This window comes from Streptococcus dysgalactiae subsp. dysgalactiae, assembly GCF_900459225.1.
GTDB lineage: Bacteria > Bacillota > Bacilli > Lactobacillales > Streptococcaceae > Streptococcus > Streptococcus dysgalactiae.
This window is the reverse complement of the sequence record NZ_UHFH01000003.1, coordinates 1,498,875-1,523,514: the sequence shown is the minus strand read 5'-3', so window position 1 is coordinate 1,523,514 and position 24,640 is coordinate 1,498,875. Positions and strand designations below refer to the sequence as shown.

Sequence of the window (24,640 nt, the reverse complement as noted above, 5' to 3'; positions counted from 1 at the left end):
AAGGATGCTAAAGCAAGTCTTTAATCAGGAAGGATTAGTGAGGAGAAAATGGCGGTGGTTTTTCCTCCTTGTTCTAGCGACTTATGGTTTGGCCATTGTTTTGATGTGTTTTACCCCTCAACCCAACTTGTTTGAAGGCATACAAACACCACATGTCATAGCAGTTGGACGCCTTCGTTTCCTCTTGGTACCTTTGAATAGCCTATGGTCGCTACCTCAATTGTTAACCGCTTTGGAACTTGGCTGGGTTATTGGGCAAAATGTAATGAATGTTTTTTTACTCTATCCCTTGGTTTTTATGATCCATTGCCTATGGGAAAATTGGCAGAGCTCAAGCAAAAGTTTATGGCTAGGGTTTAGAATCAGTTTGATTATCGAATTGACCCAACTGTTGCTTGATGTTCTGATAGATGCTAATCGAGTATTTGAGTTGGATGACTTGTGGACAAATAGCTTGGGTGCTTTACTGGCCTTTTATAGTTATCGATGGCTGCATCATCGCCTGTCTAGGTCTTTGTAAGACGAATTTAAGCTAAAATTCTCTCTAATGGAGAGAATTTTTATTACTGATATAAGATTAGATTGAAAGATATATTAATGTGGAGGGAGAGTTAATGTCTATTTTGAAAAACTTATGGTGGTTTTTTAAGGAAGAAAAGAAACCCTATCTTATCGGGATTTTATCCTTAAGTTTGGTGGCTTTTTTGAATTTAATTCCCCCAAAAATCATGGGGATTGTGATTGATGGGATTACTAGCCAACGACTAACTAAAAGCGAGTTGCTTTGGTACCTTTTTTGGCTTATAATAGCTGCTTTAGCAATGTATGCCTTACGCTACGTCTGGCGAATCTATATTTTTGGGACGTCTTATCGATTAGGACGTGTCATGCGTTTTAAACTCTTTGAGCACTTTACCAAGATGTCTCCTTCTTTCTACCAACGTTATCGGACAGGGGATTTGATGGCCCACGCGACCAATGATATTAATTCCCTTACTCGTTTGGCAGGAGGTGGGGTTATGTCTGGGGTTGACGCCTCGATAACAGCGATTATGACCTTATTAACCATGCTCTTCACAATTTCTTGGCAAATGACAGTCATTGCAGTCTTGCCTTTGCCCTTGATGGCTTACGTAACTAGTCGTCTAGGACGCAAAACTCACAAGGCATTTGGAGAATCTCAGGCAGCTTTCTCAGAATTGAATAACAAGGTTCAAGAAAGTGTAGCTGGTATTAAAGTGACCAAATCGTTTGGCTATCAAAGGGATGAAGTAGCTTCTTTCCAGGAAATCAATCAGATGACCTTTAAGAAGAATATGAGAACGATGTTTTATGATGTCATGTTTGATCCGGTGGTGCTTCTTTTTATTGGCTTATCCTATGTGCTAACCTTATTAGTTGGGGCTTTTATGATCAAGGCTGGGCAAGTAACGATTGGGAATTTAGTGACCTTTATGACCTACCTCGATATGCTTGTCTGGCCTTTGATGGCAGTTGGCTTTTTATTCAATATGGTTCAACGGGGAAGTGTCTCCTATGAGCGTATCAGTCAATTATTAGAACAAGCCTCGGATGTTGAAGAGAGCAGTCATCCCCTAACAACAATTTCTAATGGTTCTTTGACCTACGATATCAATCATTTTTCTTACGATAAAGAAGAAACATTGATCGATATTCATTTCAGGTTAGAAAAAGGACAAACCTTAGGATTGGTTGGACAGACAGGCTCGGGTAAAACAAGTCTTATTAAGCTTCTATTGAGAGAATATGACGTGACTGATGGCGCTATTTGCTTGAATAATCACAATATTAAGAATTATCGTCTAAAAGATTTGCGGCATTTAATGGGCTATGTTCCTCAAGACCAATTTTTATTTGCGACTAGTATTTTAGAAAATGTTCGTTTTGGTAATCCTAAGTTATCGGTTGAGGAAGTAGAGGCAGCGACACGTCTCTCCCATGTTTATAATGATATTATGGAAATGCCACAAGGTTTTCATACCTTAATCGGTGAAAAAGGGGTGTCCTTATCTGGTGGGCAAAAACAACGGATTGCGATGAGTCGTGCGATGATATTGGACCCAGATATTTTAATTTTAGATGATTCCTTATCAGCTGTTGATGCCAAAACAGAGCATGCTATTATTGAGAACCTGAAACAAACAAGACAAGATAAGACAACCATTATTACCGCTCACCGTTTGAGTGCGGTTGTTCACGCAGATTTGATTTTGGTTTTACAACATGGTCGTATTATTGAGAGTGGCCATCATGAGGACTTAGTAGCAGCGGGAGGATGGTACGCTAAAACCTATGCCTCACAACAATTGGAAATGGAGGTAGAAGACCATGAGGACAAATAATCAATGGCAAGTTTTTAAACGCCTCTTATCCTATTTGAAACCTTATAAATGGCTCACTCTATTTGCCTTAGCGCTCTTATTGTTAACCACTGTTATCAAAAGTATCATACCGTTGATTGCGTCACGCTTCATTGATCACTATTTGACAGCTTTGAATCAGCCAGCTTTCCTACTTTTATTGGGTTACTATGGCATGTATCTCATTCAAAGTGTGGTTCAATACCTTGGGAATCTCTTTTTTGCGAGTGTATCATATAGTATTGTCAGAGATATCAGACGGGATGCCTTTACTAAAATGCAGGCGTTAGGTATGGCTTATTTTGATAAAACGCCAGCAGGTTCTATTGTCTCTCGGATAACCAACGACACCGAAGCTATCAGTGATATGTTTTCGGGCATATTATCTAGTTTTATTTCTGCTATTTTTATTTTTTCTGTGACCCTTTATACCATGCTGTTGTTAGATGTGACCTTAACAAGCCTAGTCGTGATTTTTCTTCCTTTTATTGTGGTTTTGGTCAATCTTTATCGGAAAAAATCGGTGCAAGTGATTGATAAAACAAGAAGTTTACTCAGCGATATCAACAGCAAACTGGCAGAAAGTATCGAAGGGATTCGTATTATTCAGGCATTTGGACAAGAGGATCGATTGAAAGATGAGTTTGAAGTCATCAATCAAGAGCATGTTCGTTATGCCAACAAATCGGTAGCTTTAGATAGTATTTTCTTACGTCCAGCCATGTCCCTTTTGAAATTGTTAGCGTATGCGGTATTAATGGCTTATTTTGGTTTCAAAGGACTTAGTGGTGCCATTACGGCTGGGATGATGTACGCCTTTATCCAGTACATTAATCGTTTATTTGATCCTTTAATTGAAGTTACTCAGAACTTTTCAACTTTGCAGACCTCGATGGTGTCAGCAGGCCGTGTCTTCAAATTAATTGACGAAGAAGCCTTTGAACCACAGCAAGCTAATCAACCAATTAAAGTCACAGAAGGGAATATTGCCTTTAAAAACGTATCATTCTCTTATGATGGTAAACAAAAGGTTTTGGATAATATTTCTTTTGAGGTTAAGAAAGGAGAGACCATTGCTTTTGTAGGAGCGACAGGTTCTGGGAAGTCTTCTATCATTAACGTTTTCATGCGCTTTTATGACTTCCAATCGGGACATATTTTACTTGATGGGCATGATATTCGTGATTATTCTCAAGAGGAATTGCGCCAGTCTATTGGGTTAGTTTTGCAGGATCCATTTTTATATCATGGGACTATCGCTTCTAACATCCGGATGTATCAAAGCCTAAGTGATGAAGAAGTCAAAGCTGCAGCTGCTTTTGTCGATGCGAATCAATTTATTCAAAAATTACCAGACCAGTACCAATCTTCTGTTAGTGAAAGAGGGGCAAGCTTTTCGACAGGTCAGCGGCAGTTATTAGCATTTGCAAGAACAGTAGCCAGCAAGCCTAAAATTCTAATTCTTGATGAAGCGACTGCCAATATCGATTCTGAAACAGAAGCTATTGTACAACGTTCTCTAGCTAAAATGCGACAAGGCCGTACAACCATTGCTATTGCTCATCGCTTATCAACCATTCAAGATGCTAATTGTATCTATGTGCTTGATAAAGGAAAAATTATTGAACATGGACGTCACGAAGAATTGCTTAATCAAAAAGGTACGTATTATAAAATGTATCAATTACAAGCAGGGATGTTATAAAACCTTAACCCTAGTCACCAAAGTGGCTAGGGTTTTTAGTAGATTAAGTATTTTTCAAGAAAGATAATACAAAGTAACCCAAAAGTTAAGTAAGGGATAAAGGGAATGTGTTTTGTATGTAGCAATAAGCAAGCAGCAATACCTGCTAAAGAGGCCAGTTGGACTAACCAGATAAGAGACATTAAGTCCAACACTAACGCCAAACTCGCGAGATACAGGAAATCCCCTGCGCCAATTGAAAAAGGTCGGAGATAGGCTAACAGTCCTAACAACAGTAATAAAAGCGAGGTGTGGTTAATGGAATAAAAAGGGAGCAAACTAACAAAAGTCACTAGCCACAAAAGGAAAGGATATTCTTGTGACTGCCAATCAAAGAGACTGAGTAATAAAGAAAATAGCAGCAAATAGCAGTGCTTCACGCCCATCCAGCCTATCAAGGTTGCCATAAAGATTGTAAATAAACTAATTTCTAAAGCAAAGTAAGTGTGATAGCTGACGAGGACATACTTCATCAATGATAACTGACAATGCTGTAATCTTTCCTTGAGAGTCATTGAACCATTATCAATCTCAGCTATTTTTTTATGGTTCGTGTCTGTAAAAAATTGGAGCAGGTAGCGAAACAGTAGGCTTAAAAAGAGAGCCAGACAGAAACTAAAAAAGATATTCATACTTACTTATTCGAAAATAAATCAAATACTTGCAATCTTTTCCTAATCGTTGTAAAATAAAGCTATGAAACGAGAATAATTCTAAATAAGGTGCTTTGCCTATTAGTTCAGTCCGTTATTGTCGAATAGGATTAGGCGACAATGATTTCTTCTTGATAGTAATCGTTGCTCACCCTCCATTCTTGCCCTATAAGCCGAAAAGTAAGGAGACGTTATTATGACAAATACACTCGTTGACAATATTTATGCTTCAGTAACCCACAATATTTCTAAAAAAGAAGCTTCTAAAAATGAAAAAACAAAAGCTGTTTTAAATCAAACAGTAGCTGACTTATCTGTGGCTGCATCTATTGTGCACCAAGTACACTGGTATATGCGTGGTCCAGGTTTCTTGTACCTTCACCCAAAAATGGATGAATTGCTGGACAGCTTAAACGCTACCTTAGATGAAATGAGCGAACGTTTGATCACTATTGGAGGAGCACCTTATTCTACTCTTGCTGAGTTTTCAAAACACTCTAAACTTGACGAAACAAAAGGCAGCTACGATAAAACAGTAGCTCAACACTTAGCAAGATTGGTCGAAGTTTACCTTTACCTCAGCAGCCTTTACCAAGTTGGTTTAGACATTACTGATGAAGAAGGGGATGCCGGTACAAATGATTTGTTTACAGCAGCTAAGACAGAAGCTGAAAAAACCATCTGGATGCTCCAAGCAGAGCGTGGACAAGGTCCAGCACTTTAATTAACAATGCCTTAGGATGAAAGAAGTCAATGATAAAATTGGCTTCTTTTTGATGGAATCATCGGTTCATTTTCAGAAATATAGAAAGCGATTCCATACTTGTCTTGAAATCTCTCTTAGAATTTGCTAAAATCTAGTTATATGAAAACACTATATGATGTGCAACAACTGTTAAAAAACTTTGGCATTTTTGTTTATCTTGGCAAACGTCTCTATGATATTGAAATGATGAAGATTGAATTGCAGCGCCTCTATGATAGCGGCCTGTTAGACAAGAATGACTATTTAAAAGCCGAGTTGATTTTACGGTGTGAGCATAGATTAGAAATGGAAAAAGAAGGATAGGCAAATGAGTCAAAAGTTACTGGGGATTGATTTAGGTGGAACCACTGTTAAATTTGGTATTTTAACAGCAGCAGGAGAAGTCCAAGAAAAATGGGCGATTGAGACTAATATTTTAGAAGGGGGCAAGCACATTGTCCCTGATATCATCGCTTCCATCAAACACCGCTTGGAATTATATGGTCTAAGCAGTGCAGATTTTATTGGTATCGGTATGGGGTCACCAGGGGCTGTTGACCGTACTGCTAATACAGTGACTGGGGCATTCAACCTTAACTGGAAAGAAACTCAGGAAGTCGGTTCCATTATTGAAAAAGAATTAGGTATTCCTTTTGCCATTGATAATGATGCCAATGTGGCTGCTCTTGGTGAGCGTTGGGTTGGAGCTGGCGAAAATAATCCTGATGTTGTTTTCATGACACTAGGAACTGGTGTCGGTGGGGGATTATCGCCGATGGTAACTTGATTCATGGTGTTGCAGGAGCAGGTGGTGAAATCGGCCACATGATTGTTGAGCCGGAAAATGGTTTTGCCTGTACTTGTGGCTCACACGGCTGTTTGGAAACAGTAGCCTCAGCAACAGGTGTTGTCAAGGTGGCACGCTTATTAGCAGAAGCCTACGAAGGGGATTCTGCCATCAAAGCAGCTATTGACAATGGCGAAGGTGTTACCAGCAAAGATATTTTTATGGCAGCAGAAGCAGGGGATACCTTTGCAGATTCTGTTGTGGAAAAGGTTGGTTACTACCTTGGTCTTGCGTCAGCAAATATTTCCAATATCTTGAATCCAGATTCAGTGGTTATTGGTGGAGGCGTGTCGGCAGCAGGAGAATTCTTACGTTCACGCATTGAAAAATATTTTGTGACCTTCACCTTTCCACAAGTGAGGTATTCAACTAAAATTAAGATTGCAGAGCTTGGTAACGATGCTGGTATTATCGGTGCCGCTAGCCTTGCTAGACAGTTTGTTTCAGAATAGGAGGGGGATATGTCTCCAATCACACTTATCGGATGGTTACTTCTTGTCGGAATTGTTGGCTATTACACATGGAACTATTTCTCTTTTCGGAGAATGGCGAAGCAAGTTGATAATGAGACCTTCAAGGACTTGATGCGACAAGGTCAATTGATTGATTTACGAGAGCCAGCGGCTTATAGAAACAAACACATCCTAGGAGCTCGAAATTTTCCAGCGCAACAATTTGAAGCAGCTATCAAAGGTCTTCGCAAGGACAAACCCGTTCTTATCTACGAAAATATGCGGCCGCAGTACCGTGTGCGTGCGGTGAAATTACTCAAAAAGGCTGGTTTTGAGAATGTCTATGTTTTAAAAGACGGTATTGATTACTGGGATGGCAAAGTTAAATAAATAATTTAGGGAATCATAACATGGAGTTAAGGGAGTTTAGGCAATCATTGTCTAGGAAACCTTAGCTCTTTTTTGGGTATATAAGAGCTTTGAAAATCTGAAAACATTTACAATTGATTAAAACCAGTTTTTTAAAATATTTTGTGTTATACTTATCTAGTTAAAATATATTTACTTAGAGGAACAAATGACTAACTTAAGAAATGATATCCGTAACGTAGCGATTATTGCCCACGTTGACCACGGAAAAACAACACTTGTAGATGAATTATTAAAACAATCCCATACTCTTGATGAGCGTAAAGAGCTTCAAGAGCGCGCCATGGATTCCAATGACCTTGAAAAAGAACGCGGGATTACAATCCTTGCGAAAAATACGGCGGTAGCCTACAACGATGTTCGTATTAACATTATGGATACCCCAGGACACGCGGACTTCGGTGGTGAAGTTGAACGTATCATGAAAATGGTTGACGGGGTTGTTCTTGTTGTGGATGCCTACGAAGGAACAATGCCTCAGACTCGTTTCGTATTGAAAAAAGCACTTGAACAAAATCTTATCCCAATTGTTGTTGTGAACAAGATTGACAAACCTTCAGCTCGTCCAGCAGAAGTTGTAGATGAAGTGCTTGAATTATTCATCGAACTTGGTGCCGATGATGAGCAATTGGAATTCCCAGTTGTTTACGCGTCAGCTATTAATGGCACATCATCATTATCAGATGACCCTGTTGACCAAGAGCATACCATGGCACCTATCTTTGATACGATCATTGATCATATTCCAGCGCCAGTTGATAATTCAGATGAGCCTTTGCAATTCCAAGTGTCGCTTTTGGACTACAATGATTTCGTAGGTCGTATCGGTATCGGTCGTGTCTTCCGTGGTACTGTTAAAGTGGGTGATCAAGTAACCCTTTCAAAACTTGATGGTACAACTAAAAACTTCCGTGTCACAAAACTGTTTGGTTTCTTCGGATTGGAACGTCGTGAAATTCAAGAAGCAAAAGCAGGTGACTTGATTGCTGTTTCAGGTATGGAAGATATCTTCGTTGGAGAAACCATTACACCGACTGATTTTGTGGAAGCTCTGCCAATTCTTCGGATTGATGAGCCAACGCTTCAGATGACTTTCTTGGTCAATAATTCACCTTTTGCAGGACGTGAAGGTAAATGGATCACGTCTCGTAAAGTTGAAGAGCGCTTATTGGCAGAGTTGCAAACAGACGTTTCACTTCGTGTTGACCCAACAGATTCTCCAGATAAATGGACTGTTTCAGGCCGTGGTGAATTGCACTTGTCAATTCTTATCGAAACCATGCGCCGTGAAGGCTACGAACTTCAAGTATCGCGTCCAGAAGTTATTATCAAAGAAATTGATGGTGTCAAATGTGAACCCTTCGAACGTGTGCAAATTGACACGCCAGAAGAATACCAAGGTGCTATTATTCAATCCCTTTCAGAACGTAAAGGGGACATGCTTGATATGCAAATGGTTGGTAATGGTCAAACGCGTTTGATTTTCTTGATTCCTGCTCGTGGTTTGATTGGTTACTCAACAGAATTCCTTTCAATGACACGTGGTTATGGGATTATGAACCATACCTTTGACCAATACATGCCAGTCGTTGCAGGTGAAATTGGTGGCCGTCACCGTGGAGCCCTTGTTTCTATTGATAATGGTAAGGCAACCACTTATTCAATCATGCGTATTGAAGAACGTGGAACTATCTTTGTTAATCCGGGAACAGAAGTCTACGAAGGAATGATTGTCGGTGAAAACTCACGTGACAATGACCTTGGGGTTAACATCACAACGGCTAAACAAATGACAAACGTTCGTTCAGCCACTAAGGACCAAACAGCTGTGATTAAAACACCTCGTATTCTGACGCTTGAAGAGTCATTGGAGTTCTTGAATGACGACGAATACATGGAAGTAACGCCAGAATCTATCCGCTTGCGTAAACAAATCTTGAATAAAGCTGCGCGTGATAAAGCCAATAAAAAGAAAAAATCAGCTGAATAAACCATAAAAAATGAATAACAAAAAGATATTTAGGAAAGAAACTTTTCTAAAGGTCTTTTTGCGTCTAAGGGCTACCTACTTTATTAGAATCAAAGGAGATGAGGATGTTCTATCTTATTATTGCGGCCTTAATTATTTCCTACTATCTGTTTATGGCACCTAAAAGTGTGCGTAATACGATTGGTATGATTGGTCTTGTGGGTCTAGTTGCCCTCCTCATTGTTTTAGCTGGACTGAGTTTTATCAAAATCATGCAGACACCTCCTGAAATATTTGTAGGACTCGGGATGATAGTATTGGGATACTATGCTCTCAAAGACTTATTCAAACTGCCTAAAAAAAACAGAGTTAAATAACACCTGTTTCTGTAAGTCATAACAATTTTCTCGTCACCATCTCAGTCCACTCTTTATTACTAATGTCTAAAGATAAGCCCTTCACTCTTTGTTATCATCGTTGTTACACTTTAGAGTTTAACTATTTTTAATTTTTTTTACACTAAATATTTTTTATTAAAAATTTTACATTTTCTAAAAAAAGTAATATAATACTATTGGGGATAGATGATATAAAAAGGAGGACTAGCTATGAAAAAAATGCTAGGTCAATTAGGAATAGTGGCACTATCAACTTGTTTTTTGGTAGCACCACTATATGTTAAAGCTGATACTAACCAAGCAAGTATGGTATCTCGCGAATTGGATCGGAAAGATCATCTTTCGCAAACAGACCATCTTGAAAAAGTAAGTATCAGCACGGACCAAATTATTGAAGGGGTTATTCAAGAAAGAGGAGGCGACAAACTGACAGGTTTAAATGCTTATGTACTTGGAACAGATAAGCATTTTCGAGTTTGGCCGTTTGAAATGGAACGAAATTTAGCTGATCACTTAGGTTCAGATTATGTTTCAAAATATGACTTTGTTAAAGTAAATCATGGATGGTCTAGTGGGGGGAATATACTTTTATTAATTCCAAAAGGAAGTTATGTTCTTAATAATTTAGAAGAATATAATGCGCTAGTTCGCAAGACAATTCAAGGTTTTGATTTAACAGAGAAGTTAGTGGTTGCTAGTTTTGATTTAACTGAAAGTGTTCCTTTAAAATTATTATTAGCCAATGCAGGATTATCAATTGGTCAACAGTCCCGACCAATGACTATTGGCTCTCAGACGTTTTACTCACGAAATATTCGCATGATGAATTATGTTGAGGGGATTGGTAGTGGTTCTATTGGAGGCTATGAAAATTCAAATGCTAGTTTAGAACGCTATCTTGCGAATGATGAGAAAATCAAAGCCTTGATTGAAGAATCGGGAGCGATGAAAGAAACGACTGAAAAAGAAAGACTTCGTAAATGGTGTCTGTATGTCACAAATACGTTTGATTATGATTTAGAAGGTAGTAGTATTGATAATAAACAAGCTTATTATAGAGCCTCAGATATCTTTTCAGTGACAGAACGTCAAAAGGCTGTTTGTGTCGGCTATAGCGCCATTACAGCAAGAGCCCTTAACCTAATGGGCATTAAAGCTTATGTCGTTGGTGGTGTCAATTATAATGGCATTCCTCACCAGGTAACCAGAGTTCATTATGATGGGGCATGGTATTATCTCGACACAACGAGTGGCAATCGTCCAGGTAAAAAAGTACAAATCACTCATTTTGGAAGAAACTATACGCCTGTGGAAATGTCAGTTCGTGAGGCCAATGGTTTTAGAGAAATGGAATACAGTAAAGCTTTTGAAGATTGGATGATGCGAAGTAACCCTAGTGAATGGCTTGTTTATGGTCGTAACCTTCAAGGAGAAAAAGCAAGTGCCACAACCTATTTAGATGACCAAACTTTTGCTGAGCTGTTTAAAAACCAATCAGCAAAGAGTCATTCACCAAAAGCGTCTAAGGGTTATGATCAGTTAGATGGAGAAGACTATGCTGAGGAAGTAACAATGACCAGTCAAGGTTCTGTTTTCAGTAATCCAGCTACTTTTGGTGGTGATGTGTTAGGGGATGATAGAAACATTACCTTTAAAAATGTTGTTAGTCATGGAACATGGTATCATAACGATCAAGGGCAATATCGCTACGCTGTAAATGGTCAATTTGTTCAAAATCAATGGGTAAAAGATAACAATGATTACTATTATTGCGGTAGCGATTGTAATGTAGTGACAGGTAGCTATCAGATTGAAGGAAAATGGTACGTTTTTGACCAATTTGGACGTTTAACTTAAGGTATTGGGAGATTCTTGAGTGATAACATCCTTAACGTTAGGCTGGGAGACTTGATGTAGTTAGTAGAAAAGGCAAATATCTCTGTTGATGTTTGTCTTTTTTGATACTTATAATGAGAACAATGGCACCTCTTTTTGGAAACGGATTCTAATCTAGAAAGCATCAGATCCTTTTTTAAAATCTTGAAAAAGCTTTTAAATAAAGGTAAAATAGAAACCAAATAGAATGGATAGTGTGGGCTCAGATGAAAAAAATCAGAGAATTTGAAAATAAAAAAGTATTAATATTAGGCTTAGCGAGATCGGGCGAAGCAGCTGCAAGACTCTTAGCCAAACTAGGTGCTCTTGTCACCGTTAATGATGGAAAACCTTTTGAAGAAAATCCAGCAGCACAAGCCTTGTTGGAAGAAGGTATTAAGGTTGTTTGTGGCAGTCATCCCCTAGAATTATTGGATGAAGACTTTGAATATATGGTCAAAAATCCAGGAATTCATTACGATAACCCTATGGTTACACGTGCGCTTGAAAAACAAATTCCTGTCTTGACCGAAGTTGAGTTGGCTTATTTGGTATCCGAATCCTATATTGTTGGGATTACAGGGACAAATGGAAAAACAACGACTACAACAATGATTGCCGATGTCTTAAATGCAGATGGTCAATCTGCTTTATTATCAGGAAATATTGGTTATCCTGCCTCCGAAATCGTTCAAAAAGCTAGCGCTAATGACACGCTAGTAATGGAATTATCCTCTTTCCAATTAATGGGGGTTGACACATTTAAGCCCCATATCGCTGTTATCACAAACCTGATGCCCACTCATCTCGATTATCATGGGAGTTTTGAGGATTATGTGGCGGCCAAATGGAGGATTCAGGCTGAAATGACAGCTGAAGACTATCTCATTTTAAATGCTAATCAAGAAATCTCAGCAGCCTTAGCTAAAATAACTAAGGCAACGGTCATTCCTTTTTCAACTCAAGAAGTGGTTGACGGAGCTTATCTGGAAGACGGGATGCTTTATTTTAAAGGACATCCTATAATGCCTGTGGTTAACTTGGGTGTTCCGGGGGAGCATAATATTGAGAATGCTTTAGCAGCAATTGCCGTGGCTAAATTGTCTGGCATTGCCGACGATGTTATTGTGGAAGTTCTTTCCCATTTTGGGGGTGTTAAACATCGCCTACAACTTGTCGGGAAAATTAAAGATATAATCTTTTATAATGACAGTAAATCAACCAATATTTTAGCAACTCAGAAAGCTTTATCTGGCTTTGACAATAAGAAGCTAGTTTTGATTGCAGGTGGACTAGATCGGGGAAATGAATTTGACGATTTAGTACCAGACCTTAGAGGTTTGAAACAAATGATTATCTTGGGAGAATCAGCGGAGCGAATGAAGCGAGCAGCGGAAATGGCAAATGTTCCTTACCGTGAAGCAGCTGATGTTGCTGCCGCGACTGAATTAGCTTTCCAAGAAGCACAGGCAGGAGATACAATCTTGCTTAGCCCGGCCAATGCTAGTTGGGACATGTATCCTAACTTTGAAGTCCGCGGGGATGAATTTTTGGCAACCTTTGCAAAATTAAAAGGAGATGCCTAATGTCTAAGAAAATTGTATTGACAGGTGGCGGAACCGTCGGTCATGTGACCTTAAATTTAATTCTTATTCCAAAGTTTATCAGCGACGGCTGGGAAGTACATTACATTGGAGACAAGAACGGCATTGAGCACCAGGAAATCGAAAAATCAGGACTTGATGTGACTTTCCATGCCATTGCCACTGGAAAGCTGCGCCGCTATTTTTCATGGCAAAATGTAGTGGATATCTTTAAGGTTGCGCTAGGCTTGTTGCAGTCACTGGTGATTATCGCTAAGATTCGACCGCAAGCGCTCTTTTCCAAAGGTGGTTTTGTTTCCGTTCCACCTGTCATGGCTGCTAAGTTTCTGGGGAAACCAGTGTTTATTCACGAATCGGATCGATCAATGGGGCTTGCTAATAAAATTGCCTATAAACTCGCGACCACCATGTATACCACTTTTGAGCAGGACCACCTCTTGCCTAGAACCAAGCATCTTGGTGCGGTAACAAAGGTTTCAGCAACTGCCCAAGAGGTGTCGGGGACCACTCAACTTGATGCCATTAAGTCTTATTTTAATAGTGACTTAAAAAACCTTTTATTTATTGGAGGTTCGGCAGGGGCTCAAGTCTTTAATCAGTTTGTTAGCGACCATCCGGAGTTAAGGCAGGCTTATAATATTATTAATGTGACGGGAGATCCTAATCTTAATGAACTGAGTCCTAATCTCTATCGTGTAGATTATGTCACGGATCTATATCAGCCCTTAATGGGGATGGCGGATCTTGTTATCACTCGAGGAGGCTCGAATACCCTCTTTGAATTATTGGCAATGGCTAAGCTACATCTCATTGTACCTCTGGGAAGAGAAGCTAGCCGTGGCGATCAATTGGAGAATGCCGCTTATTTTGAAGCAAAGGGCTATGCCAAGCAGTTGTTGGAACCCGAATTAACTTTGGATAATCTTAAAAAGGCAATAAGAGAATTGTTCGATAACCAAGCGCATTATGAGGCAACGATGTTAGCCACAAAGGACATTCAGTCGTTGGACTTGTTTTATGACCTTTTGAGAGCCGATATTAGCTCCGCGATTAAGGAGAAGTAAATGGCAAAAGATAAAGAGAAAAAAAAAGACGATAAGCTCATTTTGACAGAATGGCAAAAACGCAATATCGAATTTTTGAAGAAAAAGAAACAGCAAGCTGAGGAAGAAAAAAAACTCAAAGAGAAACTGTTGACTGAGAAAAAAGCACAACTTCAATCGACTTCAGAAGAAGATAAACCAGTTGAGCCCAAAGATGAGACGAAAAGCCCAAGTGCGGATGAACCACCTGTTCTTCCTAAGAAGAAAAAAAAGATCAAGAAAGTAAAAGAGAAAAGTTTAAGTCAAATTGCCTTTCAAAAATCCTTACCTGTTATATTAGTATCACTATTACTCATGGCAGCATCTATTTTCATGATTACCCCTTACAGTAAGGTTAAAGATTTTTCGATAAAAGGTAATCATCAAACGAATTTAGAAGAATTAGTAAAAGCAAGTAAGGTGAAAGCTTCAGATTACTGGCTCACCTTACTGACATCCCCTGGTCTTTACGAACAAGCTATTGTTGACGCTAACCCTTGGGTTAAGTCTGTTAAGATGTCTTATCAGTTTCCTAATCATTTTCAGTTTAATGTGACCGAATTTGAGGTCATTGCCTACGCACAAGTCGAAGGAGGTTTTCAACCTATCTTGGAAAATGGTAAGCGGGTTGATAAGGTTAAGGCTTCAGAACTGCCAAAATCTTTTTTGATTATTAATTTAGAAGATAAAAAAGCTATCCAAGAATTGGTTAAACAACTAACAACCTTGCCTAAATCTTTAGTCAAAAACATAAAATCAGTTTCTTTGGCTGGTTCTAAAACTACATCAGATTTATTGGTCATTGACATGCATGATGGCAATCTGATTAGGGTTCCGCAGTCACAACTTACCTTAAAACTACCTTACTATCAAAAATTGAAAAAAAATCTTGAAAGTGATAGTATAGTTGACATGGAAGTGGGAATCTATACCACAACAGCTGACATTGAAAATCAAGTAGAAGTACCAGTAGCAGCAGAACAAAATACATCTAACAAAGAAGGCGAAAGTGCTGATAGCAATCCGTCTCAAGACCAGTCAGGAAATCAACATGCTACTGATACAGGACAAGGTCAAGCGTCTGAAACAACAGAGGTTACTAATCCAAATCAGGCAAGTCCATCGAACACCTAATTTTGGTATCGAAAATAGTTGTAAAAAGCCTTTTAAAACCAGATATAATCATGTTTGATTAAATTGACTAGAAAAAGTTAAGTTTATATAACAAAATGCGTAAAATGATAACATTTTACGTTTTTTTATGTTATAATATTCTCTGAATAATTCTGTTTTTTAGCAGTTTTTAGAATAGTAAAAGTTTGGAAAGTAAGTGAGGTCAAGTGAATGGCTAGAAATGGCTTTTTTACTGGTTTGGACATTGGAACAAGCTCAATAAAAGTTTTAGTTGCAGAATTTATTTCTGGTGAGATGAACGTCATTGGTGTGAGTAATGTTCCAAGTGCCGGCGTAAAAGATGGCATAATAATTGATATTGAGGCAGCAGCGACTGCCATCAAAACTGCAGTAGAACAAGCAGAAGAAAAAGCAGGAATGACAATTGAAAAGGTGAATGTTGGGTTACCAGCAAATCTGCTTCAAATTGAGCCAACACAGGGGATGATTCCTGTTCCAAGTGAATCAAAAGAAATCAAAGATGAAGATGTTGACAGTGTGGTAAAATCAGCCCTCACAAAAAGCATTACACCCGAACGTGAAGTGATTTCATTGGTTCCAGAAGAGTTTATTGTTGATGGTTTCCAGGGTATTCGTGATCCACGTGGGATGATGGGGATTAGGTTAGAAATGCGTGGCTTGATTTACACTGGCCCAAGTACCATCTTACACAATTTACGTAAAACGGTGGAGCGTGCGGGCATCAAGGTTGAAAATATTATTATTTCACCATTAGCAATGGCTAAGACTGTTTTAAATGAAGGTGAACGTGAGTTTGGTGCTACTGTTATTGATATGGGCGGTGGGCAAACAACAGTTGCCTCAATGAGAGCTCAAGAATTACAGTACACTAATATTTATGCAGAGGGTGGTGAGTATATCACCAAAGATATCTCTAAAGTGTTGAAAACCTCTTTATCTATTGCTGAAGCCTTGAAATATAATTTTGGTCAAGCTAACATGGCTGAAGCAAGCCTGACAGAGACGGTTAAAGTAGATGTAGTTGGTAGCGAAGAACCAGTTGAAGTGACTGAACGTTACTTGTCTGAAATTATTTCAGCCCGTATCCGCCACATTTTAGATCGTGTGAAACAAGATTTGGAAAGAGGACGCTTGCTTGATTTACCAGGTGGTATTGTTCTCATTGGTGGTGGTGCTATTATGCCAGGTGTGATTGAAGTTGCTCAAGATATTTTTGGAACAACTGTAAAACTTCACGTTCCAAACCAAGTTGGTATTCGAAACCCAATGTTTGCGAATGTGATTAGCTTGGTAGAATACGTGGGCATGATGTCAGAAGTAGATGTTCTTGCTCAAAATGCGGTTTCAGGTGAGGAATTCTTGAGACGTAAGCCAATTGACTTTACTGGTCAGGAGTCTTACTTGCCAGACTACAATGAGGCAAGAAGATCCGAAACACCTGTTCGCTATGAGCAACAAGTACCACAAGCAACCTATGAGCCACAAGCACCTGCTGAACCTAAGCAAAAGATTTCAGAACGCGTTCGTGGTATCTTTGGAAGCATGTTTGACTAAAAGTAATAAAGTGAGGAAATAAAATGGCATTTTCATTCGATACGGCATCAATTCAAGGTGCAATCATTAAAGTAATCGGTGTTGGTGGAGGTGGCGGAAACGCTATCAATCGCATGATTGATGAAGGTGTTGCAGGTGTTGAGTTTATCGCTGCAAACACTGATATTCAAGCATTGAGTTCATCAAAGGCTGAAACAGTTATCCAGCTTGGACCAAAATTAACGCGTGGTCTAGGTGCTGGAGGCCAACCGGAAGTTGGTCGTAAAGCTGCTGAAGAAAGTGAAGAAGTTTTGTCAGAAGCTCTTACTGGTGCAGACATGGTCTTCATCACTGCTGGTATGGGTGGTGGATCTGGTACAGGAGCTGCACCAGTAATCGCACGTATTGCTAAAAGTCTAGGAGCCTTGACCGTAGCTGTTGTTACTCGTCCATTTGGATTTGAAGGAAATAAACGTGGTAACTTTGCAATTGAAGGTATCCAAGAATTGCGCGAGCAAGTTGACACGTTGTTGATTATTTCAAATAATAACCTTCTTGAAATCGTTGATAAAAAAACACCATTGCTTGAAGCACTTAGCGAAGCTGACAACGTCCTACGCCAAGGTGTTCAAGGTATTACTGATTTGATTACAAGCCCAGGCCTTATTAACCTTGATTTTGCCGACGTGAAGACTGTTATGGCAAATAAGGGAAATGCCCTTATGGGTATCGGAATTGGTTCTGGAGAAGAACGCATCGTTGAAGCAGCTCGTAAAGCCATTTATTCACCACTTCTTGAAACAACCATTGATGGCGCAGAAGACGTTATCGTTAACGTGACAGGTGGACTTGACATGACCCTTACAGAAGCAGAGGAAGCTTCTGAAATCGTTGGTCAAGCAGCTGGTCAAGGAGTTAACATTTGGCTAGGAACATCTATTGATGATACGATGAAGGATGAAATTCGTGTCACAGTTGTTGCGACTGGTGTGCGACAAGATAAGGCTGAACAAGTATCTGGCTTCCGTCAACCACGTACATTTGCTCAAGCGAATGCTCAACAAGCAGCTGGTGCTCAATATGCTTCAGAACAAGTGAAGCAACCCGTTCAACCAGGTTTTGACCGTCGTTCAAGTTTCGATTTTGATATGGGTGAAACACGCGAGATGTCGAATGCACAAACGTCTGCCCCAAGTCATAACCAGAACCAAGGGTCAGCATTTGGTAACTGGGATTTGAGACGTGATAATATTTCTCGGCCAACAGAAGGTGAACTGGATAACCAATTAAATATGTCAACTTTCTCAGCAAATGATGACATTGACGATGAATTAGAAACACCACCATTTTTTAAAAACCGTTAATAATGGATTTACAAAAAAATAAAAGGATTGTTTTTGACAATGTCCGCTTAGCTACTGAAGCAGCACATAGACCTGAGCATAGTGTTTCGGTGATCGCTGTGACAAAATATGTGGACAGTACAATTGCAGGTCAGCTTATTGATACCGGAATCGAGCATATCGCTGAAAACCGTGTGGATAAATTTCTTGATAAATATGAAGCATTAAAAGATAGATCGGTGACGTGGCATCTCATTGGAACTTTACAACGTCGTAAAGTAAAGGAGGTTATCAATTTTGTTGATTATTTCCATGCTTTGGATTCTGTAAAGTTAGCTTCAGAAATTGAAAAGAGAGCTGATCATCCTGTAAAGTGTTTTCTACAAGTTAATATTTCTGAAGAAGATAGCAAGCATGGCTTTAAGGTCTCTGAGATTGAAGTAGCAATTGAGGAGATTAGTAAGATGGAAAATGTCCAGCTTGTCGGTCTCATGACGATGGCGCCAGCAGATGCTAGTCAAGAAAGAATTGCCTCTATCTTCCGAGAAGCTAATCAATTGAGAAAAAACTTGCAGTCAAAAAAAAGAAAGAACATGCCTTTTACAGAATTGAGTATGGGTATGAGTGGCGATTATTTAATTGCTATTCAGGAAGGCTCAACTTTCGTTCGTATTGGAACGTCTTTCTTTCACTAAATGGAGAATAAGATGGCAATTAAAGACACATTTAATAAGATGATTTCTTATTTTGATACTGACGGTGTTAACGAGGTGGAAGAAGAAGCAACAGATGCAACTGAAGAAGTTGCTTCAAGACCACAGCAGTCAGTGAGACCAAGTAGTCAGCCAAAACAGGCACCGAGAGTCAGCCAATCACAACAAAGTCAACAAGTGAGACATCAAGCGCAGCCTCAGTCAAGACCTCAAACACAACCAAGACCAAGTGCATCTGAACGTCATTATCAGACGCAAGCAAGAACTTCGCAAGAGTCTATTGAGAGAAGGGTAAATCCAACCGTTCAAACTGCTGCTAGTCGTCGTGAGCAATATCAGCATGTTAGTCAACCTGATCAAACAACAATTGCCTTGAAATATCCTCGTAAATATGAGGATGCTCAAGAAATTGTTGATCTTCTGATTGTCAATGAGTGTGTCTTGATTGATTTTCAATACATGCTAGATGCTCAAGCTAGACGCTGTTTGGATTTTATTGATGGTGCAAGTAAGGTTCTTTATGGAACCTTGCAGAAGGTTGGGTCTTCTATGTATTTGTTGACCCCATCAAATGTATCTGTTAATATTGAAGATATGAATATCCCAAATAACGGCCAAGATATTGGTTTTGACTTTGATATGAAGAGACGGTAACTTATATGATATTGATATTATCTATCCTCCTTCGCTTAATCAGAGTTTACAGCTACTTGTTAATAGCTTATGCCCTATTATCATGGTTCCCAGGAGCTTATAACTCTTGGATTGGTCGTTTACTTAGCGGTATTGTTGAACCAGTCTTGAAGCCCTTTAGAGCATTGAACTTACAATTTGCGGGCCTTGATTTTACTATTTTTGTTATTATCATTGGTTTAAATTTCTTAGCTCAAATTTTGATTAGAGTGTTTATTTAATGGTTAATCACAAACAACTTTATCAGCATTTTTATCCTGAGGAATACCCTTTTATTGAGAAAATGTCTGATATGATTAACAGGGTGGATAGTCACTATTTTTTAGAAGTCACTGATTTTTTAAATCCTAGAGAGATAACGATTCTAAAAAGTCTGGTTGCTCCAACGGATTTAAAGGTTTTTTCCTCAACAGATTATTATCCAAGTGAGTATGGTCGTGTGATTGTTGTACCGGATTATTATGACTTGGATGAAGCTGATTTTCAGATAGCTTTGGTAGAAATAACCTATCAAGCAAAGTTTAATCAGTTAACGCATGGTCAAATTTTAGGAACTTTGATTAATGAACTGGGGATTAAACGAAATCTACTTGGGGATATCTTTGTGGAAACAGGGTATGCGCAACTCATGATTAATCGACAGCTATTAGATTATGTGTTAACAACCATTTCTAAAATAGCCAGAGCGAGTGTTTCGTTGAAGGAAATTCCTTTGAATCAACTGATCAAATCCTCTAATGATGCGCAACTTGTGGATATCATGGTTTCGAGCCTGCGGTTAGATCGCTTGGTTGCGACGGTGTTGAAAAAATCACGAGCACAAGCCATGACATTGATTGAAACTGACAAAGTGAAAGTTAACTACCGGCAGGTTCATAAGGTAGCTGATCATTTAGCCATAGGGGATATGGTGAGCATTAGAGGTTATGGTCGGTTTACCCTTCTAACGGATAATGGATTGACCAAAAATGGGAAATACAAATTGACGCTTAGTAAAATGATGCATAAATAAGGAGACATAATGGCACTTACAGCACTAGAAATTAAAGATAAAACGTTTAAAACCAAATTCCGTGGATATAGTGAAGAGGAAGTTAACGAATTCCTTGACATTGTTGTTGACGACTATGAGGCTTTAGTTCGTAAAAATCGTGACAACGAAGCGCGTATTAAAGACCTTGAGGAAAAATTATCTTATTTTGATGAAATGAAAGAGTCACTTAGCCAGTCTGTAATCTTAGCTCAAGAAACAGCTGAAAAAGTGAAAGCAACGGCTAATGCGGAAGCAACAAACTTGGTTAGCAAAGCGACTTATGATGCTCAGCACTTGCTGGATGCATCAAAAGCAAAGGCAAATCAAATGCTACGTGATGCAACTGACGAAGCAAAGCGTGTGGCGATTGAGACAGAAGAATTGAAACGTCAAACCCGTGTTTTCCATCAACGTTTGATTTCATCAATTGAGTCACAATTGAGCTTATCAAATTCACCTGAATGGGATGAGTTGTTACAGCCAACCGCAATTTACCTTCAAAATTCGGATGCAGCGTTCAAAGAAGTTGTAAAGACTGTTCTTAATGAAGATATTCCGGATTCTGATGATAGTGCTTCTTTTGATGCTACACGTCAGTTTACTCCAGAAGAACTAGAGGAATTGCAACGTCGTGTTGATGAAAGTAACAAAGAATTAGAAGCTCACCAACAAGAGCATCAGAATGAGGCAGAAGCTGAACCTGTAAATCTTAGTGAGACACAGACGTTTAAATTGAATATTTAAGATATAGAAAAACAAGATGGTTTGCTTACAATCACAGCAAGCGGGAGACGATGAGAGTCCTGCATTCCCTGAGCATTCACATTATCATTTTCTTATATTTTCGCTGAATGACAGTAGGCGAAGAGGTTGGTTCACCTTACGAGCAAAGAGGGAATAGTTATTTTGTAGCTATTCTGAACTAAGGTGGTACCACGAGCTTTCGTCCTTTTTTGAGACGAGGCTTTTTTTATATAGTTTCAAGATTGTTTAGAAGGAGTTTGATACAATGAAATTAAAAGAAACACTTAATCTTGGGAAAACAGCATTTCCAATGCGAGCTGGTCTTCCTAATAAAGAACCACAATGGCAAGCAGCTTGGGAAGAAGCAGATTTGTACACAAAACGCCAAGAACTTAATGCTGGCAAACCAGCTTTCCATCTTCATGATGGTCCTCCATATGCCAATGGCAATATTCACGTTGGGCATGCTCTTAATAAAATTTCAAAAGATATTATTGTTCGCTCTAAGTCTATGTCAGGCTTCCAAGCACCTTATGTTCCAGGTTGGGATACACATGGGCTTCCAATAGAACAAGTCTTGGCTAAACAAGGTGTGAAGCGTAAGGAAATGGATTTGGCTGACTATCTTGACATGTGCCGTCAATATGCTTTAAGCCAAGTGAATAAACAACGTGATGACTTCAAACGTCTGGGTGTGTCAGCGGACTGGGAGAACCCTTACGTGACTTTGGATCCACAATTTGAAGCTGATCAAATCCGTGTCTTTGGGGTGATGGCTGATAAAGGATACATCTATCGTGGCGCTAAACCAGTTTATTGGTCTTGGTCTTCAGAATCGGCCTTGGCAGAAGCTGAAATTGAATACCATGATATTGACTCAACCTCTTTATACTACGCCAATAAAGTTAAAGATGGTAAAAACGTCCTTGATACCAATACGTATATCGTTGTTTGGACCACAACACCATTTACCGTTACAGCATCACGTGGATTGACAGTTGGGCCTGATATGGATTATCTTGTGGTGAAACCTGCTGGTTCAGACCGTCAGTATGTTGTGGCAGAAGGCCTTTTAGATAGCCTTGCTGGAAAATTTGGTTGGGAGTCTTTTGAGACTTTAGCTAGTCATAAAGGAGCTGATCTAGAGTACATCGTGACAGAACACCCTTGGGACACTGACGTAGAAGAACTCGTTATCCTAGGTGATCATGTTACTCTTGAATCAGGGACAGGGATTGTCCACACAGCACCAGGTTTTGGTGAGGATGACTACAATGTTGGTACAAAATATAAACTGGAAGTTGCTGTAACAGTTGATGAACGTGGTCTCATGATGGAAAATGCAGGACCAGATTTCCACGGACAATTTTATGATAAGGTAACGCCAATTGTCATAGATAAACTTGGTGACCTCTTATTAGCACAAGAAGTGATCAATCACTCATACCCATTTGACTGGCGGACGAAAAAACCAATCATCTGGCGTGCTGTACCGCAATGGTTTGCTTCTGTTTCTGACTTCCGTCAGGATATTTTAGATGAAATTGAAAAAACAACTTTCCATCCTTCTTGGGGTAAAACACGTCTTTACAATATGATTCGTGATCGTGGTGATTGGGTTATTTCTCGTCAACGTGCTTGGGGTGTTCCACTTCCAATCTTCTATGCGGAAGATGGCACAGCTATTATGACTAAGGAAGTAACAGATCATGTGGCCAATTTGTTCCAAGAAAATGGCTCAATCATTTGGTGGCAAAAAGACGCTAAAGACCTATTACCAGAAGGCTTCACTCATCCAGGGTCACCAAATGGTGAGTTTACAAAAGAAACTGATATCATGGATGTTTGGTTTGACTCTGGTTCTTCTTGGAATGGTGTTATGAATGCTAGGGAAAACCTATCTTATCCAGCTGACCTATACCTAGAAGGTTCTGACCAGTATCGTGGTTGGTTCAATTCATCCTTAATCACTTCTGTGGCTGTTAACGGTTATGCTCCTTATAAGGCTATCTTATCGCAAGGCTTTGTTCTTGATGGTAAGGGAGAAAAAATGTCTAAATCAAAAGGCAATATTATTTCTCCAAATGATGTGGCTAAACAATATGGTGCAGATATTCTCCGTTTGTGGGTAGCTTCTGTGGATACCGATAATGATGTCCGTGTTTCTATGGAGATTCTTGGTCAAGTCTCTGAAACCTACCGTAAAATCCGTAATACCCTTCGCTTCTTGATTGCTAATACATCTGATTTCAACCCTGCTACGGATACAGTAGCTTATGCAGACCTAGGAGCTGTTGATAAGTACATGACAATTGTCTTTAATCAGTTGGTAGCAACGATTAATGACGCTTATAAGCGTTATGACTTTATGACTATTTACAAAGCAGTGGTGAACTTTGTTACGGTTGATTTATCAGCCTTCTATCTTGATTTTGCTAAAGACGTTGTCTATATTGAAGCTGCAAACAGCTTAGAACGTCGTCGCATGCAGACAGTCTTCTATGATATCTTGGTTAAGATTACGAAGTTATTGACGCCAATCTTGCCTCACACTACTGAAGAAATCTGGTCTTATCTAGAGCATGAGTCAGAAGCATTTGTTCAATTGGCAGAAATGCCTGTGGCAGAAACCTTCTCAGCTCAAGAGGATATTTTAGAAGCTTGGTCAGCTTTCATGACTTTGCGTACCCAAGCTCAAAAAGCTTTGGAAGAAGCGCGAAATGCCAAGGTTATTGGGAAATCATTGGAAGCTCATTTGACTATCTACGCTAGCGAAGAAGTGAAAACCTTGTTGACAGCGTTGGATAGCGATATTGCTTTACTTTTGATTGTGTCTCAATTAACCATCGCTGACTTGGCAGATGCTCCTGCTGATGCCGTAGCATTTGAAGGTATTGCCTTTACAGTTGAACATGCAGTGGGAGAAGTTTGTGAGCGTTCACGCCGCATTGACCCAACTACTCGCATGCGTTCTTACAATGCATTTGTCTGCGACCATAGCGCTAAGATCATTGAAGAAAATTTCCCAGAAGCTGTTGCTGAAGGGTTTGAAGACAGTGGTAAATAATTCTATACTTTACTTAGGTAGCACGGATGGTAGCAACTCCCTACGGATTTTATACCTAGACGGTGAGCCTAAGTCTCCAAATCTCCAAACGCCAGAAACATTATGTTTCTGGCGTTTTTGTTCTAGCGTAAAGTACCCAGTTTGGGCTCGCTTCACTCGCCTCTGACTAACACAATGCAA

The 24,640-nt window shown here is 39.4% G+C and carries 21 protein-coding genes and 1 pseudogene; 21 read left to right on the top strand and 1 reads right to left on the bottom strand.

Annotated features, from left to right (window positions below):
• Positions 1–4: 4 nt before the first annotated feature.
• From DYD17_RS07845 to DYD17_RS07835, 3 genes are all read left to right on the top strand, one after another.
• The gene (locus tag DYD17_RS07845) at positions 5–520 is read left to right on the top strand and encodes a VanZ family protein (protein WP_115253012.1); all 516 of its coding nucleotides are present in this window, start codon (positions 5–7) and stop codon (positions 518–520) included.
• 94 nt (positions 521–614) lie between these two features.
• Positions 615–2,363: an ABC transporter ATP-binding protein gene (locus DYD17_RS07840; RefSeq protein ID WP_115253011.1), complete on the top strand. Its 1,749-nt coding sequence runs from the start codon at positions 615–617 to the stop codon at positions 2,361–2,363.
• The gene (locus tag DYD17_RS07835) at positions 2,350–4,086 is read left to right on the top strand and encodes an ABC transporter ATP-binding protein (protein ID WP_115253010.1); all 1,737 of its coding nucleotides are present in this window, start codon (positions 2,350–2,352) and stop codon (positions 4,084–4,086) included. The genes DYD17_RS07840 and DYD17_RS07835 overlap by 14 nt, the downstream gene beginning before the upstream one ends.
• A 35-nt stretch (positions 4,087–4,121) precedes the next feature.
• Here the strand turns inward: DYD17_RS07835 and DYD17_RS07830 are convergent, their stop codons facing one another.
• A complete protein-coding gene (locus tag DYD17_RS07830) occupies positions 4,122–4,757 on the bottom strand; it encodes an A24 family peptidase (protein ID WP_003051879.1) in 636 nt (211 codons plus the stop codon).
• Between the two features lie 217 nt (positions 4,758–4,974).
• Here DYD17_RS07830 and DYD17_RS07825 point away from each other — a divergent pair, with 217 nt between their 5' ends.
• The 18 genes and pseudogenes from DYD17_RS07825 (at position 4,975) to ileS (ending at position 24,460) form a co-directional block, all read left to right on the top strand.
• Positions 4,975–5,502, top strand: a complete 528-nt coding sequence (locus tag DYD17_RS07825) for a Dps family protein (RefSeq protein ID WP_003051878.1) — start codon at positions 4,975–4,977, stop codon at positions 5,500–5,502.
• A 141-nt stretch (positions 5,503–5,643) separates the two neighbouring features.
• On the top strand, positions 5,644–5,847 hold the full coding sequence (locus DYD17_RS07820) for a YqgQ family protein (protein WP_115253009.1): 204 nt from the start codon (positions 5,644–5,646) through the stop codon (positions 5,845–5,847).
• A 4-nt stretch (positions 5,848–5,851) separates the two neighbouring features.
• Positions 5,852–6,822 (top strand): annotated as a pseudogene (locus DYD17_RS07815) (ROK family glucokinase).
• 9 nt (positions 6,823–6,831) lie between these two features.
• The gene (locus tag DYD17_RS07810) at positions 6,832–7,212 is read left to right on the top strand and encodes a rhodanese-like domain-containing protein (RefSeq protein WP_115253008.1); all 381 of its coding nucleotides are present in this window, start codon (positions 6,832–6,834) and stop codon (positions 7,210–7,212) included.
• 187 nt (positions 7,213–7,399) lie between these two features.
• A complete protein-coding gene (gene typA, locus DYD17_RS07805) occupies positions 7,400–9,241 on the top strand; it encodes a translational GTPase TypA (protein WP_115253007.1) in 1,842 nt (613 codons plus the stop codon).
• A gap of 104 nt (positions 9,242–9,345) precedes the next feature.
• Positions 9,346–9,597 carry a DUF3165 family protein gene (locus DYD17_RS07800; RefSeq protein WP_003051872.1) on the top strand — a complete coding sequence of 84 codons (252 nt, stop codon included), beginning with the start codon at positions 9,346–9,348 and terminating at the stop codon, positions 9,595–9,597.
• Between the two features lie 231 nt (positions 9,598–9,828).
• On the top strand, positions 9,829–11,475 hold the full coding sequence (locus DYD17_RS07795) for a transglutaminase domain-containing protein (protein ID WP_115253006.1): 1,647 nt from the start codon (positions 9,829–9,831) through the stop codon (positions 11,473–11,475).
• Between the two features lie 245 nt (positions 11,476–11,720).
• Positions 11,721–13,079, top strand: coding sequence for a UDP-N-acetylmuramoyl-L-alanine--D-glutamate ligase (gene murD, locus DYD17_RS07790; RefSeq protein ID WP_115276447.1), 1,359 nt, complete (start codon positions 11,721–11,723; stop codon positions 13,077–13,079).
• A complete protein-coding gene (locus DYD17_RS07785) occupies positions 13,079–14,161 on the top strand; it encodes a UDP-N-acetylglucosamine--N-acetylmuramyl-(pentapeptide) pyrophosphoryl-undecaprenol N-acetylglucosamine transferase (RefSeq protein WP_003051867.1) in 1,083 nt (360 codons plus the stop codon). Before murD ends, DYD17_RS07785 begins: the two co-directional genes overlap by 1 nt.
• Complete coding sequence (locus tag DYD17_RS07780) at positions 14,162–15,313, top strand: cell division protein FtsQ/DivIB (protein ID WP_115253004.1); 1,152 nt, start codon at positions 14,162–14,164, stop codon at positions 15,311–15,313.
• A 210-nt stretch (positions 15,314–15,523) separates the two neighbouring features.
• Positions 15,524–16,888 carry a cell division protein FtsA gene (gene ftsA, locus DYD17_RS07775; RefSeq protein WP_003051859.1) on the top strand — a complete coding sequence of 455 codons (1,365 nt, stop codon included), beginning with the start codon at positions 15,524–15,526 and terminating at the stop codon, positions 16,886–16,888.
• Positions 16,889–16,911: 23 nt separating this feature from the next.
• Positions 16,912–18,231: a cell division protein FtsZ gene (gene ftsZ, locus DYD17_RS07770; RefSeq protein WP_003051855.1), complete on the top strand. Its 1,320-nt coding sequence runs from the start codon at positions 16,912–16,914 to the stop codon at positions 18,229–18,231.
• A 2-nt stretch (positions 18,232–18,233) separates the two neighbouring features.
• Positions 18,234–18,905: a YggS family pyridoxal phosphate-dependent enzyme gene (locus tag DYD17_RS07765; RefSeq protein WP_115253003.1), complete on the top strand. Its 672-nt coding sequence runs from the start codon at positions 18,234–18,236 to the stop codon at positions 18,903–18,905.
• Positions 18,906–18,917: 12 nt separating this feature from the next.
• Positions 18,918–19,577: a cell division protein SepF gene (gene sepF, locus DYD17_RS07760; protein WP_003051852.1), complete on the top strand. Its 660-nt coding sequence runs from the start codon at positions 18,918–18,920 to the stop codon at positions 19,575–19,577.
• Positions 19,578–19,582: 5 nt separating this feature from the next.
• Positions 19,583–19,837 (top strand): YggT family protein, encoded by a 255-nt coding sequence (locus tag DYD17_RS07755; RefSeq protein ID WP_115253002.1) that lies wholly within the window; start codon positions 19,583–19,585, stop codon positions 19,835–19,837.
• A complete protein-coding gene (locus tag DYD17_RS07750) occupies positions 19,837–20,628 on the top strand; it encodes a YlmH family RNA-binding protein (RefSeq protein ID WP_003051847.1) in 792 nt (263 codons plus the stop codon). The genes DYD17_RS07755 and DYD17_RS07750 overlap by 1 nt, the downstream gene beginning before the upstream one ends.
• A gap of 9 nt (positions 20,629–20,637) precedes the next feature.
• Entirely contained in the window at positions 20,638–21,393 is a 756-nt protein-coding gene (locus DYD17_RS07745) for a DivIVA domain-containing protein (protein ID WP_003051845.1), read from the top strand.
• A 265-nt stretch (positions 21,394–21,658) separates the two neighbouring features.
• The gene (ileS, locus tag DYD17_RS07740; protein ID WP_003051844.1) at positions 21,659–24,460 is read left to right on the top strand and encodes an isoleucine--tRNA ligase; all 2,802 of its coding nucleotides are present in this window, start codon (positions 21,659–21,661) and stop codon (positions 24,458–24,460) included.
• The last annotated feature ends 180 nt before the right edge of the window (positions 24,461–24,640 follow it).